The sequence below is a fragment of the Burkholderia sp. BCC1998 genome (assembly GCF_905339875.1).
Taxonomy (GTDB): Bacteria; Pseudomonadota; Gammaproteobacteria; order Burkholderiales; family Burkholderiaceae; genus Burkholderia.
Genome location: NZ_CAJPHE010000001.1, coordinates 21,145 through 36,688 on the forward strand (window position 1 = coordinate 21,145; position 15,544 = coordinate 36,688).

At 66.5% G+C, this 15,544-nt stretch carries 15 protein-coding genes; 9 read left to right on the plus strand and 6 right to left on the minus strand.

Annotated elements, in window-relative coordinates; genetic code table 11:
- The first annotated feature begins 8 nt into the window (after positions 1-8).
- From U5A56_RS00085 to lpxC, 5 genes are all read left to right on the plus strand, one after another.
- Complete coding sequence (locus U5A56_RS00085) at positions 9-761, plus strand: cell division protein FtsQ/DivIB (RefSeq protein WP_124520021.1); 753 nt, start codon at positions 9-11, stop codon at positions 759-761.
- Between the two features lie 26 nt (positions 762-787).
- Positions 788-2,020: a cell division protein FtsA gene (gene ftsA / locus U5A56_RS00090; RefSeq protein ID WP_044844232.1), complete on the plus strand. Its 1,233-nt coding sequence runs from the start codon at positions 788-790 to the stop codon at positions 2,018-2,020.
- Positions 2,021-2,131: 111 nt separating this feature from the next.
- The gene (ftsZ, locus tag U5A56_RS00095) at positions 2,132-3,325 is read left to right on the plus strand and encodes a cell division protein FtsZ (protein WP_044844231.1); all 1,194 of its coding nucleotides are present in this window, start codon (positions 2,132-2,134) and stop codon (positions 3,323-3,325) included.
- Positions 3,326-3,514: 189 nt separating this feature from the next.
- Positions 3,515-4,021, plus strand: a complete 507-nt coding sequence (locus U5A56_RS00100) for a peroxiredoxin (protein WP_321819899.1) — start codon at positions 3,515-3,517, stop codon at positions 4,019-4,021.
- Between the two features lie 240 nt (positions 4,022-4,261).
- On the plus strand, positions 4,262-5,179 hold the full coding sequence (lpxC, locus tag U5A56_RS00105) for a UDP-3-O-acyl-N-acetylglucosamine deacetylase (protein ID WP_044844229.1): 918 nt from the start codon (positions 4,262-4,264) through the stop codon (positions 5,177-5,179).
- 90 nt (positions 5,180-5,269) lie between these two features.
- Here lpxC and U5A56_RS00110 read toward each other — a convergent pair whose 3' ends face one another.
- Complete coding sequence (locus tag U5A56_RS00110) at positions 5,270-5,749, minus strand: DUF721 domain-containing protein (RefSeq protein ID WP_044844228.1); 480 nt, start codon at positions 5,747-5,749, stop codon at positions 5,270-5,272.
- 267 nt (positions 5,750-6,016) lie between these two features.
- Between U5A56_RS00110 and secA the strand changes: the two genes are divergently transcribed.
- The 4 genes from secA to U5A56_RS00130 all read left to right on the plus strand — a co-directional run bounded on the left by secA (position 6,017) and on the right by U5A56_RS00130 (position 11,530).
- The gene (gene secA, locus U5A56_RS00115; protein ID WP_124488223.1) at positions 6,017-8,815 is read left to right on the plus strand and encodes a preprotein translocase subunit SecA; all 2,799 of its coding nucleotides are present in this window, start codon (positions 6,017-6,019) and stop codon (positions 8,813-8,815) included.
- 143 nt (positions 8,816-8,958) lie between these two features.
- Entirely contained in the window at positions 8,959-10,200 is a 1,242-nt protein-coding gene (argJ, locus tag U5A56_RS00120) for a bifunctional glutamate N-acetyltransferase/amino-acid acetyltransferase ArgJ (protein WP_321796699.1), read from the plus strand.
- 20 nt (positions 10,201-10,220) lie between these two features.
- Complete coding sequence (locus tag U5A56_RS00125) at positions 10,221-11,090, plus strand: ATP-binding protein (RefSeq protein WP_044844225.1); 870 nt, start codon at positions 10,221-10,223, stop codon at positions 11,088-11,090.
- Positions 11,087-11,530, plus strand: a complete 444-nt coding sequence (locus U5A56_RS00130; RefSeq protein ID WP_044844224.1) for an NUDIX domain-containing protein — start codon at positions 11,087-11,089, stop codon at positions 11,528-11,530. Before U5A56_RS00125 ends, U5A56_RS00130 begins: the two co-directional genes overlap by 4 nt.
- A 61-nt stretch (positions 11,531-11,591) precedes the next feature.
- On the opposite strand, the gene U5A56_RS00135 is transcribed toward U5A56_RS00130, so the two are convergent.
- The 5 genes from U5A56_RS00135 to U5A56_RS00155 form a co-directional block, all read right to left on the minus strand.
- Positions 11,592-11,792 carry a DNA gyrase inhibitor YacG gene (locus tag U5A56_RS00135; protein ID WP_039317342.1) on the minus strand — a complete coding sequence of 67 codons (201 nt, stop codon included), beginning with the start codon at positions 11,790-11,792 and terminating at the stop codon, positions 11,592-11,594.
- A gap of 28 nt (positions 11,793-11,820) precedes the next feature.
- Complete coding sequence (gene zapD, locus U5A56_RS00140) at positions 11,821-12,576, minus strand: cell division protein ZapD (protein WP_044844223.1); 756 nt, start codon at positions 12,574-12,576, stop codon at positions 11,821-11,823.
- Positions 12,577-12,685: 109 nt separating this feature from the next.
- Entirely contained in the window at positions 12,686-13,294 is a 609-nt protein-coding gene (gene coaE / locus U5A56_RS00145) for a dephospho-CoA kinase (RefSeq protein WP_321805110.1), read from the minus strand.
- Positions 13,295-13,378: 84 nt separating this feature from the next.
- Positions 13,379-14,290: a prepilin peptidase gene (locus U5A56_RS00150; RefSeq protein ID WP_044844221.1), complete on the minus strand. Its 912-nt coding sequence runs from the start codon at positions 14,288-14,290 to the stop codon at positions 13,379-13,381.
- A gap of 45 nt (positions 14,291-14,335) precedes the next feature.
- Positions 14,336-15,541 carry a type II secretion system F family protein gene (locus U5A56_RS00155; protein WP_321920662.1) on the minus strand — a complete coding sequence of 402 codons (1,206 nt, stop codon included), beginning with the start codon at positions 15,539-15,541 and terminating at the stop codon, positions 14,336-14,338.
- Positions 15,542-15,544: the final 3 nt, after the last annotated feature.

Sequence of the window (15,544 nt, forward strand, 5' to 3'; positions counted from 1 at the left end):
AACGACGTATGTGGAACAACGTTCGCCAACTCAACCTTGCCGCCAGCGCGCTGTACGCGCTGTTGCTGCTCGTGTTGGCGGCGGCCGGCTGCTACTGGCTGATCCAGCGTCCGACGTTCGCGCTGCGCGAAATCCGGATCGATGGCGACACCGAGCACATCAACTCGCCGACGGTGCGTGCGGGCGTGGTCGGCCGGCTGAAGGGCAATTTCTTCACGGTCGATCTCGACGCGGCGCGGGCCGCGTTCGAGCAGATGCCGTGGGTGCGCCACGCGAGCGTGCGCCGGGTGTGGCCGAATGCGCTGGCTGTCACGCTCGAGGAGTACAAACCGCTCGGGACCTGGGGCAGTGCGCAGCTCGTGAGCGTCGACGGCGAGCTGTTCACCGCGAACCAGGGCGAACTGGATCAGGAATTGCCCGCGTTCGACGGCCCGGAGGGCAGTGCGAAGGAAGTCGTCACGCGGTATCACGACTTCGCGAACTGGTTTGCGCCGCTGAAGGCGGCGCCGGAAGAAGTGACGCTGTCGGCGCGCTACGCGTGGACGGTGAAGCTGTCGAACGGCATGCAGGTCGAGCTGGGCAAGGAACGCAACAGCGAGTCGCTGCATGACCGGAGCCAGCGCCTCGTCGCCGCGTGGCCGGCTGTCACGGAGCGTTGGGGCAACGACATCGAGTACGCGGACCTGCGTTATCCGAACGGATTCGCGATTCGTGCGGCAGGCATGCGGTTCCTGACCGATACTGACAAGCGCAAGAAGTAACGAGAGATCACACGCAAGAGCACTTTATGAGCAAAGACTACAAGGATCTGCTGGTTTCCCTCGACATCGGCACGTCGAAGGTGGTGGCCATCGTCGCCGAGCTGAAGGGCGAAGGCCATTACGAGGTGATCGGCCTCGGCCAGAGCGAGTCGAAAGGTCTGAAGAAGGGCGTGGTGGTCAACATCGAGGCCACCGTGCAGTCGATCCAGCGCGCGCTCGAGGAAGCCGAGCTGATGGCCGACTGCAAGATCACCAACGTGTTCACGGGGATCGCCGGCAGCCACATCCGCAGCTTCAACTCGAGCGGGATGGTCGCGATCAAGGACAAGGAAGTCACGCAGACCGACGTCGCGCGCGTGATCGAGACCGCGAAGGCGATCAACATCCCGACCGACCAGCAGGTGCTGCACATCCTCACGCAGGAATTCATCATCGACGGCCAGGAAGACGTGCGCGAGCCGATCGGCATGAGCGGGATCCGCCTCGAGGTGAAGGTGCACATCGTGACCGGTGCGGTCAGCGCCGCGCAGAACATCGTCAAGTGCGTGCGCCGCTGCGGGCTGGAAGTGAACGACCTGATCCTGCAACCGCTCGCGTCGTCGCTGGCCGTGCTGACTGAAGACGAGAAGGATCTCGGCGTGGTGCTGGTCGACGTCGGCGGCGGCACGACCGACATCGCGATCTTCGCCGAAGGCGCGATTCGCCACACCGCGGTGATTCCGATCGCCGGCGACCAGATCACGAGCGACATCGCGATGGCGCTGCGCACGCCGACGCCGGACGCGGAAGACATCAAGGTCGGCTACGGGATCGCGAAGCAGGCGCTCGCCGATCCGGACGAGATGGTCGAAGTGCCGGGCCTCGGCGAACGCGGTCCGCGCACGCTGTCGCGCCAGGCGCTTGCCGCCGTGATCGAGCCGCGCGTCGAGGAACTGTTCTCGCTCGTGCAGCAGGTCGTGCGCGAGTCGGGTTACGAAGAACTGCTGAGCTCCGGCGTGGTCATTACCGGCGGGGCTTCGATGATGCCGGGCATGGTCGAGCTCGGCGAAGACATTTTCCTGAAGCCGGTGCGCATCGGCGCGCCGGAATACGCAGGCGGCCTCGCCGACGTGGTGCGCAACCCGCGCTACTCGACGGCGATGGGCCTGCTGGTCGAAGGCAGTGCGCAGCGCATGCGCGGCCGCAAGGTCGCCGTGCAGTCCGGCAACGCGGGGCAGATCTTCTCGCGGATGAAGGAATGGTTCCTGAGCAACTTTTGACATACCGAATCGAAATTCGCGCCGGTGCCGGCGGCTGGCGCGCGACAGGGGGTTGCCCGATCTCCTGCCGAATAACGGCCGAGTAGTTCTATTTTCTTGACGGAGGCAACAATGGAATTCGAAATGCTGGAAACCGAAACCAACGGCACCATCATCAAGGTGGTCGGCGTTGGCGGCGCTGGCGGCAATGCCGTTCAGCACATGATCAACCGTGGCGTGCAGGGCGTCGACTTCATCGTGATGAACACCGACGCACAGGCGCTGTCGCGTGCGCGCGCACCGTCCGTGATTCAGCTCGGCAACACGGGCCTCGGCGCCGGCGCGAAGCCGGAAATGGGCAAGGCGGCCGCGGAAGAGGCGCGCGAGCGCATTGCCGATGCACTGCGTGGCGCGCACATGGTGTTCATCACGGCCGGCATGGGTGGCGGCACGGGCACGGGCGCGGCGCCGGTGGTCGCGCAGATCGCGAAGGAGATGGGCATCCTGACGGTGGGTGTCGTCAGCAAGCCGTTCGAATTCGAAGGCGGCAAGCGCATGCGCGTCGCGGAAGCAGGCTCGCAGCAACTGGAGGATCACGTCGACTCGCTGATCGTCGTCCTGAACGACAAGCTGTTCGACGTGATGGGCGATGACGCCGAGATGGACAAGTGCTTCCAGTGCGCGGACGACGTGTTGAACAACGCGGTTGCGGGCATTGCCGAAATCATCAATGTCGATGGCCTCGTGAACGTCGACTTCGAAGACGTGAAGACGGTGATGGGCGAGCAGGGCAAGGCGATGATGGGCACGGCGACGGTCGCCGGCGTCGATCGCGCACGCCTCGCGGCGGAACAGGCCGTGGCGAGCCCGCTGCTCGAAGGCGTCGATCTGTCGGGCGCGCGCGGCGTGCTGGTCAACATCACGTCGAGCCGTTCGCTGCGCCTGTCGGAAACGCGCGAAGTGATGAACACGATCAAGAGCTACGCGGCGGAAGATGCCACGGTGATCTTCGGTGCGGTGTACGACGACGCGATGGGCGATGCGCTGCGCGTGACGGTCGTGGCGACGGGTCTGGGCCGTGCGGCGAAGAAGCAGCAATCGGCTCCGATGACGCTGCTGCGCACCGGCACCGACAACCAGCCGGTGAACGTCTCGCACGGCTATGCGCAGCCGCAGCACGTCAGCACGGCCGACTACGGCGCGCTCGATACGCCGGCGGTGTGGCGCAACTCGCGCGAAACCGCGGCATCGCACGTGCAGGCGCTGCAGGAGAAGGGTGTCGACACGTACGACATCCCGGCTTTCCTGCGCAAGCAGGCTGACTGACGACGCACACAGGCGAAGCCGCGGCAAGTTTGCCGCGGTAACGCCGGCGTGACGGATGCCACGGACCACAACAGGCCGCGTCGGATGCGACGCCGGGCCGGGAAACGTGCCCTCTTCGCTCGAGCGAGGCGGGATGGGCCGTGCTGTCCGCAACACGCTGAAAAACCGTATCGCTATGAGGGACCAGCCATGATTCAAGTGGGCGACGCGCTGCCCGACGCGCAACTGTTCGAGTTCATCGACGACGCGCGCGAAGGCTGCACGCTGGGGCCGAATGCCTTCAGCGTGCGCGACCAGGCTGCGGGAAAGCGGGTGGTGATCTTCGGATTGCCGGGAGCTTTCACGCCGACCTGCTCGGCGCAGCATGTGCCGGGCTATGTCGAGCACGCCGAGCAACTGCGCTCGGCGGGCATCGACGAGCTCTGGTGCGTGTCCGTCAACGACGCATTCGTGATGGGCGCATGGGGACGTGATCTGCACACCGCGGGCAAGGTGCGCATGATGGCGGACGGCAGCGCTGCTTTCACTCATGCGCTGGGGCTGACGCAGGATTTGTCCGCGCGTGGCATGGGAATCCGTTCCCTGCGCTACGCGATGGTGGTCGACGACGGTGTGGTCAAGACGCTGGCCGTCGAAGCGCCGGGCAAGTTCGAAGTGAGCGATGCGGCGAGTGTGCTCGCGACGTTGAAGTCCTGATCGTGCGGTGCGCCGTTGCCTGCCGGCAACGCTGCTCACCGGCCTCAGGGCAGTTGTAACACGGGCCGATGACCGGAAACGCCTCCGTTCCGGGCATCGGCCCGTCCCGTATCGGCGCGGGTAACCAGTCGAAACAGATTGATACGCAGTTTCAAACAGCGTCGAATAGGGAATTACGCTATAATCCCACCTATCGAATATAACTCCTGATTGATATTCTCAATCAAGACGAAGAACATCATGCTGAAGCAGCGCACCATCAAATCGATCGTGAAGACCGTGGGCATCGGTCTCCACTCGGGCCGCAAGGTCGAACTGACGCTCCGCCCGGCCGCGCCGGGCACGGGGATCGTATTCTCGCGCGTCGACCTGCCCACGCCTGTCGACATTCCGGCATCCGCGATGTCGATCGGCGACACGCGGCTCGCGTCGGTGCTGCAGAAGGATGGAGCGCGCGTGTCGACCGTCGAGCACCTGATGTCGGCGTGCGCCGGCCTCGGCATCGACAACCTCTATGTCGACGTGACGGCCGAGGAAATCCCGATCATGGACGGCAGCGCCGCGTCCTTCGTGTTCCTGATCCAGTCCGCGGGCATCGAGGAGCAGAACGCGCCGAAGCGCTTCATCAAGGTGAAGAAGCCGGTCGAAATCCGCGACGGCGACAAGTTCGCGCGTCTCGATCCGTATTTCGGCTTCAAGCTGAAGTTCACGATCGACTTTCGTCACCCGGCCGTCGACAAGACCGGCCAGGAGCTCGAGGTCGATTTCGCGAATACGTCGTACGTGCGCGAGATCGCGCGTGCGCGCACGTTCGGTTTTGCCCATGAAGTCGAAATGATGCGCGAGCTGGGTCTTGCGCGCGGCGGCAGCATGGACAACGCGATCGTGCTCGACGAGTACCGGATCCTGAACAACGACGGGCTGCGTTACGACGACGAGTTCGTGAAGCACAAGATGCTCGATGCGATCGGCGACCTGTACGTGGTCGGCCATCCGCTGCTCGCGTCGTACACCGCGTACAAGTCGGGGCACGGGCTGAACAACGCGCTGCTGCGCGAACTGCTCGCGCACGAAGACGCGTACGAGATCGTCACGTTCGACGATCCGCAGGCTGCGCCGAAGGGCTTCGCGTTCGACGCGCAGACGGCCTTCGCCTGATCGGCGTCCGGCGCCCCGCGATAAAAAAAGCGACCCTCGGGTCGCTTTTTTATTGGGCGGCCGGCCCGCACGGGCGGTGGCGGTGCGCGTTCAGCGCGACGACTTCGCACCGTGCCGCGCGGCCATCCGCGCGAGCGCGGCCTGCAGCGGCGATGGCTCGAGGTGATCGGCGAGCTCGCGCAACGCGGCGGCGCCGACGGTCGTCATGCGCGCCTGCTTCACGTGCGGCGGTTCCGGCGCGTCCTTCGGACGCACGCGAACGCGCAGCGCCGAGACCGGCCAGCCGCGCTTCTGGAGATCGGCGAGCAGGCGCGGCTCGACTTGCCGCAAGCGGGCCGCGAGCGCATTGTGCGCGGCAAAGAGGGTCAGGGTGCCGTCCTTGATGGAGCCCGGTTCGACATGACTCGCAAGATAGTCGGGCAGGAGCGCGGCGAGGTCGCGCTGCAGCGACGCGACCTGTTCGACGCCGGCGCGCAGCGCCGCGAACGCGTCGGTGCGGTTGAGCACTTCGGACACGGGTTGCGGGCGATACGCGGGGAGCGGGCCGAAACGCTTGGAAAATCGGTTCATCGAGGCATTCTTCGGGCGCGCACGGGCGCGGACGTTGACGCCGATTGTACCCGCGCCGGCTCCCGCACGGGCGGCTTTCGGGCCGTGCGCCCGGTTGCCTGCACGGGTTCGGCGTGCGGCGTGGGTCGGGCCGGGACACCGGCGCATGCTTCCTCGCGTGCTAAAATTCCTCGTTTGATTCCACTAATTCGCTAAGCCGCCGAGGCTCGGGCGTCGGGGCGCGCAACACGCGCCGGGCGCCGGTGCTGCGACGCAGGATCCGATCCGATGACAACCGGTTTTCTCCAGAAAATTTTTGGCAGCCGCAACCAGCGGCTCGTCAAGCAATACCAAAAGACCGTCGCGACGATCAATGCGCTCGAAACGCAGATCGAGAAGCTGACGGACGACCAGTTGCGCGGCAAGACGGATGAGTTCCGCCAGCGGATCGCGGGCGGCGAGTCGCTCGACAAGCTGCTGCCCGAGGCGTTCGCGGTCTGCCGGGAGGCGAGCCGCCGCGTGCTGAAGATGCGCCATTTCGACGTGCAGCTGATCGGCGGCATGGTGCTCCACTACGGCAAGATCGCGGAAATGCGCACCGGCGAAGGCAAGACGCTCGTCGCGACGCTGCCCGTGTACCTGAATGCGCTGGCCGGCCGTGGCGTGCACGTGGTGACGGTCAACGACTACCTCGCGCAGCGCGACGCCGAATGGATGGCGCGCCTCTACAACTTCCTCGGTCTGTCGGTCGGCATCAACCTGTCCGGCATGGAGCACGACCAGAAGCAGCAGGCCTACGCGTCGGACATCACCTACGGCACGAACAACGAGTTCGGCTTCGACTACCTGCGCGACAACATGGTCTACGAGACCGACGCGCGCGTGCAGCGGGCCCTGAACTTCGCGGTCGTCGACGAAGTGGACTCGATCCTGATCGACGAGGCGCGTACGCCGCTGATCATTTCGGGCCAGGCGGAAGACCACACCGAGCTGTACGTGCGGATGAACGCGCTGCCGCCGCTGCTCGAGCGCCAGATCGGCGAGGAGAAGGCCGATGGCACGGGCGTCGAGAAGCCGGGCGACTACACGCTCGACGAGAAGTCGCGCCAGGTGTTCCTGACGGAGTCGGGCCACGAGAAGGCCGAGCGGCTGCTCGCCGAGTGGGGCCTGATCGGCGAGGGCGAGAGCCTGTACGCACCGCAGAACATCACGCTGATGCACCACGTGTACGCGGCGCTGCGCGCCCACACGCTGTTCCACAAGGATCAGCACTACGTCGTGCAGAACGGCGAAGTGGTGATCGTCGACGAATTCACGGGCCGCCTGATGGCGGGCCGCCGCTGGTCCGACGGCCTGCACCAGGCGGTCGAGGCGAAGGAGCACGTGAAGATCCAGAGCGAGAACCAGACGCTCGCCTCGATCACGTTCCAGAACTACTTCCGGATGTACGCGAAGCTCGCGGGCATGACGGGTACGGCGGACACCGAAGCGTACGAATTCAACGAGATCTACGGCCTCGAGACGGTCGTGATCCCGACCAACCGTCCGCCGAAGCGGATCGACAAGCAGGACCAGATCTACAAGACGGCCAAGGAGCGCTACGACGCGGTGATCCGCGACATTCGCGAGTGCTACGAGCGCGGTCAGCCGGTGCTGGTCGGCACGACGTCGATCGAGAACTCGGAACTGCTGTCGCACCTGCTGAAGCAGGCCGGGCTGCCGCACGAGGTGCTGAACGCGAAGCAGCACGAGCGCGAAGCGGCGATCGTCGCGGAAGCCGGCCGTCCGAAGCGCATCACGATCGCGACCAACATGGCCGGTCGCGGGACCGACATCGTGCTCGGCGGCAACGCCGAGAAGCAGGCCGCGTTCATCGAAGCCGACGAAGCGATCCCGGCCGACGAAAAGGCGCGCCGCATCAAGCAGTTGCACGACGAGTGGGAAACGCTGCACGAGCAGGTGAAGGCCGCGGGCGGCCTGCACATCATCGGCACCGAGCGCCATGAATCGCGCCGGATCGACAACCAGCTGCGCGGCCGTGCGGGCCGCCAGGGCGATCCGGGCTCGTCGCGCTTCTACCTGTCGCTCGACGATCCGCTGCTGCGCATCTTCGCGGGCGACCGCGTGCGCTCGATCATGGATCGCCTGAAGATGCCGGAAGGCGAGGCGATCGAGGCCGGCATCGTCACGCGTTCGATCGAATCGGCGCAGCGCAAGGTCGAAGCGCGCAACTTCGACATCCGCAAGCAGCTGCTCGAATACGACGACGTGTCGAACGACCAGCGCAAGGTGATCTACCAGCAGCGCAATGAATTGCTCGAAGCGCACGACATCACCGAGACGATCTCGGCGATGCGTCACGGCGTGATCACCGAAGTCGTCCGCCAGTTCGTGCCGGAAGGCAGCATCGAGGAACAGTGGGACGTGCCCGAGCTCGAGGAAGCGCTGCGCAACGACTGGCAGCTCGACCTCGCGATCCAGGAAATGGTGAACGAGTCGTCGTCGATCACGGCCGAGGAGATTCTCGAAGCCGTGACGACCGCCGCCGACGAGCAGTACGAGGCGAAGGTCGCGCTGGTCGGCCGCGAATCGTTCAGCGCGTTCGAGCGTTCGGTGATGCTGCAGACGGTCGACCGGCTGTGGCGCGAGCACCTCGCGGCGCTCGACCACCTGCGCCAGGGCATCCACCTGCGCGGCTATGCGCAGAAGAACCCGAAGCAGGAATACAAGCGCGAAGCGTTCGAGCTGTTCGCCGCGATGCTCGACGCGATCAAGCAGGAAGTCACGCGCATCGTGATGAACGTGCAGATCCAGTCGCCTGAGCAGCTCGAGGAAGCCGCCGAGCAGATCGAGGAGCGCGGCGGTCATCTCGAAAACGTCGAGTTTCAGCACGCCGACTACGCGGAATCCGGCGCGCCGGTCGCGAACGTCGCGGCCGCCACCGCGGCCACGGCGACGGCCGACATGGTCGGCAGTGCGATGACCCACAGCGGCCCCGGCGGCGAGATGCCGAAGGTCGGCCGCAACGACCCGTGCCCGTGCGGCAGCGGCAAGAAGTACAAGCAATGTCACGGGAAGCTGTCATGATCGGCGGCGGCGCGCATCCGCGTGCCGCTTCGTTCGCAGCTTCGAGTCAGTGACGTGAGTTGCGGCGGCCCGCGCGTGCGGCCGCCGGTTCTTCCAATCGATGCCGGCGCGTGCCGGCATTTTCCATCCGGCAGGTGTGCCCCATGGCTGTCAATTTTCCGTCGATCGATCCCGCCCAACTCCATCCCGTCGCCGGCGTCACGCTCGGCTGGGCGGAAGCGAACATCCGCAAGCCGAATCGCAAGGACGTGCTGGTCATCTCCGTCGACGAAGGGGCGACGGTCGCCGGCGTATTCACCGAGAACCGCTTCTGCGCCGCGCCCGTGATCGTGTGCCGCGAGCATCTCGCGAAGGTGCGCGCGGGCGGCGCGGGCATCCGCGCGCTCGTCGTGAACACGGGCAACGCGAATGCGGGCACCGGCGAGCCGGGCCTCGCGAACACCCGCGAAACCTGCGCGGAACTCGCGCGTCTCGCGGGCCTCGACGCCGCCCAGGTGCTGCCGTTCTCGACCGGCGTGATTCTCGAGCCGCTGCCGATCGACCGCCTGAAGGCCGGGCTGCCGGCCGCGCTCGCGAACCGCAAGGCCGCGAACTGGTACGACGCCGCGCAGGCGATCATGACGACCGACACGCTGCCGAAGGCCGCGTCGCGCCAGGTGACGATCGACGGCCATACGGTCACGCTGACGGGCATCAGCAAGGGCGCGGGCATGATCAAGCCGAACATGGCGACGATGCTCGGCTTCCTCGCGTTCGATGCGAATGTCGCGCAGCCGGTACTCGACACGCTCGTGAAGGAAGTGGCCGACCGCTCGTTCAATTGCATCACGATCGACGGCGACACGTCGACGAACGACTCGTTCATCCTGATCGCGTCGGGCAAGAGCACGCTGCCCGCGATCACGTCGACCGACTCGCCGGCTTATGCGGCGCTGCGGGATGCAGTGACGCAGGTTGCCCAGCAGTTGTCGCAGCTGATCGTGCGCGACGGCGAAGGCGCGACGAAATTCATGACGGTGCAGGTCGAGGGCGGCAAGAGCGTCGCCGAGTGCCGCCAGATCGCGTATGCGATCGGGCATTCGCCGCTGGTGAAGACGGCCTTCTATGCATCCGACCCCAACCTGGGCCGGATTCTCGCGGCGATCGGCTACGCGGGCGTCACGGATCTCGACGTCGGCAAGATCGATCTCTATCTCGACGACGTGCTCGTCGCGAAGGCCGGCGGCCGTAACCCGGCTTATCAGGAAGAGGACGGCCAGCGCGTGATGAAGCAGAGCGAAATCACGATTCGCGTGCTGCTTGGCCGCGGCGACGCGCAAGCAACGGTCTGGACGTGCGACCTGTCGCACGATTACGTGAGCATCAACGCGGACTACCGCTCCTGATCCGGGAGCGCTCGAACGACATGGACAAGCTCGAACAGTTTCTGACGCGCGCGGAAGCGCTGCTCGGCCGCCTCGAGGGGATGCTGCCCCCGGCGCCGGCGGCCGTCGACTGGAACGCCGCCACCGCGTTTCGCTGGCGCAAGCGCCAGGGGCGCGGCTATCTGCAGCCGGTGCCGGCAGCGTCGACGATCACGCTCGACGACCTGCACAACATCGATCGGCAGAAAGGGCTGATCGAGCAGAACACGCGACAGTTCGTGCAGTGCAAGCCGGCGAACAACGTGCTGCTGACCGGTGCCCGCGGCACCGGCAAGTCGTCGCTGATCAAGGCGTGCCTGAACGCCTATGCGAAGGACGGGCTGCGCCTGATCGAAGTCGACAAGGACGATCTTCACGATCTCGGCGACATCGTCGAGGTGATCTCGCAGCGTCCGGAGCGGTTCATCGTGTTCTGCGACGACCTGTCGTTCGAGGACGGCGAATCGGGCTACAAGGCGCTGAAGGTCGCGCTCGACGGCTCGATCGCCGCGCAGTCCGACAACGTGCTGATCTACGCGACGTCGAATCGCCGCCATCTGCTGCCCGAGTACATGAGCGACAACGAGTCGTACAAGCATCTGCCGGACGGCGAGATCCACCCCGGCGAAGTCGTCGAGGAAAAGATCTCGCTGTCGGAGCGCTTCGGCCTGTGGGTCAGCTTCTACCCGTTCAAGCAGGACGACTACCTCGACATCGTCGCGCACTGGCTGCGCCATTTCGGTTGCGCGGACGCCGAGATCGAGACGGCACGCGGCGATGCGCTCGTCTGGGCGCTCGAGCGCGGTTCGCGTTCGGGGCGTGTCGCATGGCAGTTCGCGCGCGACTGGTCGGGCCGCAAGGAGCAGGCATGAGCACGGATTCCGTAACGAGCGCCGTGCGCGCGCCCGACGGCCGGAAGGTGACGGAGGTCGCGGTCGGCGTGATGGTGCAGCCAGACGGTCGCTACCTGCTCGCGCAGCGGCTGCAGGGCAAGCCGTATGAAGGCTATTGGGAGTTTCCGGGCGGCAAGCTGGAGGCCGGGGAGAGCGTCGAGGACGCGCTGGCGCGTGAGCTGCACGAGGAGCTCGGCATCGAAGTCACGGCCAGCCACCGCTGGCATACGCTCGAACACGATTATCCGCACGCGTACGTGCGGCTCTATTTCTGCAAGGTGACGGGCTGGACGGGCGAGCCGCACAGCAAGGAAGGGCAGGCGTTCGTATGGCAGCAACTGCCGGTCGAGGTCGCGCCGCTGTTGCCGGCGGCGCTGCCGGTGCTGGAACTGCTCGAGAAGGAAGCGGCGTCGCAATGACGCCGTGACGGCTCGCCTGAAAGGCGGGCCGTATCCGCCCATGGGCGGTGCCGTGCGCCGCTCAGCTGTCGCGGCGGCCGTCGGTGCCGTCTTCCTCCGAAGACGGACCCTCGTCGGAGGATCCGCCGATCCGGTACTTTTCCGCGGCCCATGCGCCGAGGTCGAGCTGCTTGCAGCGGGCCGAACAGAAGGGACGGAACTTGTTTTCAGGCGTCCAGCGCACTTCTGCGCCGCACGAAGGACATTTCACAACGGTAGTCATACGAAAGCGTCGAACCGGCACACGGCCGTTACAGATTGCACAGTGTCAGATGGAACGGCACGTCGATGTCCACCGCGCGCGGCCGCACGTCGCCGTCCTGCATGGTGAACCGTACCCACAACATGTATTTGTTGGCGCTCGCTTCGGGAATCACGCGCAGCTCCGGCGGCACGCGCACCTGCATCAGCTGATAGGTGCGCCCCGACAGCATCTGCTGGTAGCTGCCCTGCATCGCCATCACCTTCGACGCCTGGCCCGATTCGCGAGCGAGCCGCAGCACGATCGCCGCGGCATCGCGCAGCGGCAGCAGCGGCAGGATCCATTTCGCGATGTCCTGGCGCCGCTGTTCCGCGGGCCATTGCTGCCACGCGTAGTACGACGGCAGGTCGAACTTGCACGTGCCGCCGGGAATCACCGCGCGGCTGCGGATGCTGGCGAGCCACTCGTTGTCGACCAGATGCTGCCCGGTCTTGCCCTGCATCTGCGCAAGATTGGCGAGCGTCTGCTCGATTTCACCGAGCACGGACTCGAGCGCATTCTGTTCGATGCCCGGATTGCCGCGAAAGGGGGCGAGCGTCTGGCGTTGACGTTCGAGCTCTTTCATCAGATCCGATTTCAGGTCCGCGCGGCCCGTGACCTCGGCGATTTCGAACAGCGTCGTCAGCGCGACGTGATGCTCACGCGGGTCCTCCTGAGCCAAAAAGAACGCGAAGCGCTCGAACAGGTCTTCGAGGCGCAACAGCGTGCGAATTCGCTCGTTGAACGGATACTCGTAAAGAATCAAGCGCGCTCGCCTCTAGGGTAGGGATTGAAACAATGCAGGACATTCTAATGCTCACTGTCTACCCTAGCAACGCACCAATTTCGTACACCATCACGATCGCACGCCGCGATCAGTGCGCGGCAGCCGCGAACGCGAGATAGCGTTGGTGCAGTGCATCGACCTGCGCGGCGAGCGCATCGGGTGTCGTCGCGTCGTTGACGATCACGTCGTCGGCCGCTGCGAGACGCGCTTCGCGCGTTGCCTGTCTCGCGATGATCGCTTCGACCTGTTCGCGCGTGAAATCATTGCGTCGCATCACACGTGCGATCTGCGTTTCGACCGGACAGTCGACCACGAGCACACGATCGCTGCGCGCCTTCCAGTTACCTGACTCCACGAGCAGCGGCACGACGAAGATCACGTAAGGGCCCTGCGCTGCGCGGGCTTCGCGATCGGTTTCGGCGCGGATCAGCGGATGCGTGATCGCCTCGAGGCGCCGGCGTGCGTCGTCGTCGCTGAAAATGAGTGCGCGCATCTTCGCGCGATCGAGCGAGCCGTCGGCCGCGACGAAGTCCGGTCCGAATGCGTGTTCGATCGCGGGCATCGCGAGACCGGCCGGTGCGGTGATGCGGTGCGCGATCAGGTCGGTGTCGACGAGCGATGCACCGCGTGCGGCGAACAGGTCGGCGACGGTCGTCTTGCCGCTGCCGATGCCGCCGGTCAGTCCTATTGCAAACATGTGAGCCTCCGCCGGGCCGCCGCGCGGAAGCGAAGCGCCTCCCCGCGACGCAGCGAACATGGCGGACGTTGGCAGCGTGTCATGTCAGCCGCCGAGCGCCGAATAGAAAGGGGTACCGAAAAACAGCGTGGCGACGCCGCCTGCCGCGAGGAACGGGCCGAACGGAATCGGCTCCTCGAAGCGCATGCGCCCGCGCCAGGTCGCGACGAGCCCGACGAGCGCACCCGTCACCGCGGCGAACAGCACGACCTGCGGCAGCGCGGCCCAGCCCATCCACGCGCCGAGCGCGGCGAGCAACTTCAGGTCGCCGAAGCCGATGCCCTCGATGCCGCGCAGCCACTTGAACAACCAGTAGACCGACCACAGGAACAGGTAGCCGGCCATCGCGCCGACCACGGCCGAACGCAGCGACGTGAACGTGCCGCCGAGATTCAGTGCGAGCCCGGCCCACAGCAGAGGCAGCGTCATCGAATCGGGCAGGTAGCCGGTCTGGATATCGATCGCGCTCATCGCCAGCAGCGCGGCGCACAGTCCGAACGCGGCGAGTGCGGCAACGGTGGGGCCGAACGCGGCGAGCGAACCGGCGGCGAGCAGCGCACCGGCGAGCTCGACGAGCGGATAGCGCACGCCGATCGCATGGCCGCACTGACGGCAGCGCCCGCGCAACAGCAGGTAGCTGACGAGCGGGATGTTTTCCCACGCGCGCAGCACGTGACCGCAATGCGGACAGGCGCTGCGCGGGCGCCACAGATCGTAGTGCGGCGGATAGCCGTCGTCCGGCGGCGAGCTTGCGCTGCCGGTTGCTTCCGCGATTTCGGCCTGCCACGCGCGCTGCATCATCACCGGGACCCGGTGCACGACGACGTTCACGAAGCTGCCGACGCACAGGCCGAGCACGACGGCGAACGCATACTGCACCGCGAGCGGCAGCATCGCCAGCGCGTGCAACGTGCTGTCGGGCGAGTCGAAAACGGCGGTCAGGGGCGCGGGCGTCATGGGGCTCGGGTTCGGGCTTGAAAGGCGACAGAATCGGTTGCGATGCTACACCACGTTGCCCAGCTGAAGGATGGGCAGATACATCGCGATCACGAGGCCGCCGACGAGCGCACCCAGGACGATCACGATCAGCGGCTCGCCGAGCGCGGCGAGCGCATCGAGGCGTGCGTCGAGCTGACGCTCGCATAGCGCGGCGATATCGGCGAGCATCGTGTCGAGTGCGCCGGTTTCCTCGGCGACGGCGATCGGCTGCACGACGTCGTCCGGGAAGCAGCCCGCCGCGTGCATCGCATCGGCGAGACGCGCGCCGCGCAGCACGCGCGTCGCGATCTGCGCGGTGGCCTGCTCGAACACCGGATGCCCGGCGGTGCGTTCGAGCGTGGCGAATGCATCGGCGAGCGGGACGCCCGCACCGAGCAGCGTTGCGAGCGAGCGGCACCAGCGCGCGGTCGCGAACCGCGTGAGCGCGCCGCTGACGAGCGGCGCATCCAGCACGTGCCGCGCGGCCGTGTAGCGCAGCGATGGCGAGCGCCGCAGCGCGTGACGTGCGGCGAGCCCCGCCACCGCTGCCCCGGCGACGAACGTGCCGCCCCAGGCCGAGGTCGCGGACGAGAGGGCGAGCAGGGCTCGGGTCGGCGCCGGCAAGGCCGCGCCGAAGCCGTCGAAGATCTGCCGGAACGTCGGCACGACCCACACCATCAGCGCGGCCGAGATCGCGAGCGCGAACACGATGACGGCGACCGGGTAGGCGAGCGCGGCACGCAGCTTGCGCCATTGCGCGTCGGCGCGTTCGCGGTGTTCCGCGACGCGGGTCAGTACGGTGCCGAGCGCGCCCGATGCTTCGCCTACCTCGATCAACTGGCGATACAGCGTGCCGAACTGGGACGGGTAGCGTGCGAGCGCGGCGGCGAAGCGTTGCCCGCCGACGATCTCGCGTGCGAGGCCGGCGGCGATGCGCGGCAGCCCGTCACGCGTGCGGGTGCGCGCGAGCATCTCGAGCGACGGTGCGAGCGGCAGTCCGGCCTGCAGCAGGCTCGCGAGCTGACGCGTGAAGCGCGTGACCTCCCGCGCGCCGGCCGACGGCGGCCGGGCCGTGCCGCGGACATCGAGCGACAGCACCGTGACACCGTCGCGCGTGAGCGTCGCACGTGCGGCGGCGGCATCGAAGGCGATGACGTTCCCGCGGCATCGCGTGCCGTCGCGACGACGGCCACGCCACCCGAAACGCGTCTCGTGCGGCGGTGCAGGCATTGC

Coding starts and splice junctions, on each gene's coding strand:
- lpxC (WP_044844229.1), top strand. CDS start 4,262: ATGCTGAAGCAGCGCACCATCAAATCGATCGTGAAGACCGTGGGCATC.
- coaE (WP_321805110.1), bottom strand. CDS start 13,294: ATGTTTGCAATAGGACTGACCGGCGGCATCGGCAGCGGCAAGACGACC.
- U5A56_RS00125 (WP_044844225.1), top strand. CDS start 10,221: ATGGACAAGCTCGAACAGTTTCTGACGCGCGCGGAAGCGCTGCTCGGC.
- U5A56_RS00110 (WP_044844228.1), bottom strand. CDS start 5,749: ATGAACCGATTTTCCAAGCGTTTCGGCCCGCTCCCCGCGTATCGCCCG.
- ftsZ (WP_044844231.1), top strand. CDS start 2,132: ATGGAATTCGAAATGCTGGAAACCGAAACCAACGGCACCATCATCAAG.
- argJ (WP_321796699.1), top strand. CDS start 8,959: ATGGCTGTCAATTTTCCGTCGATCGATCCCGCCCAACTCCATCCCGTC.
- U5A56_RS00150 (WP_044844221.1), bottom strand. CDS start 14,290: ATGACGCCCGCGCCCCTGACCGCCGTTTTCGACTCGCCCGACAGCACG.
- U5A56_RS00085 (WP_124520021.1), top strand. CDS start 9: ATGTGGAACAACGTTCGCCAACTCAACCTTGCCGCCAGCGCGCTGTAC.
- secA (WP_124488223.1), top strand. CDS start 6,017: ATGACAACCGGTTTTCTCCAGAAAATTTTTGGCAGCCGCAACCAGCGG.
- ftsA (WP_044844232.1), top strand. CDS start 788: ATGAGCAAAGACTACAAGGATCTGCTGGTTTCCCTCGACATCGGCACG.
- U5A56_RS00100 (WP_321819899.1), top strand. CDS start 3,515: ATGATTCAAGTGGGCGACGCGCTGCCCGACGCGCAACTGTTCGAGTTC.
- U5A56_RS00130 (WP_044844224.1), top strand. CDS start 11,087: ATGAGCACGGATTCCGTAACGAGCGCCGTGCGCGCGCCCGACGGCCGG.
- U5A56_RS00155 (WP_321920662.1), bottom strand. CDS start 15,541: ATGCCTGCACCGCCGCACGAGACGCGTTTCGGGTGGCGTGGCCGTCGT.
- U5A56_RS00135 (WP_039317342.1), bottom strand. CDS start 11,792: ATGACTACCGTTGTGAAATGTCCTTCGTGCGGCGCAGAAGTGCGCTGG.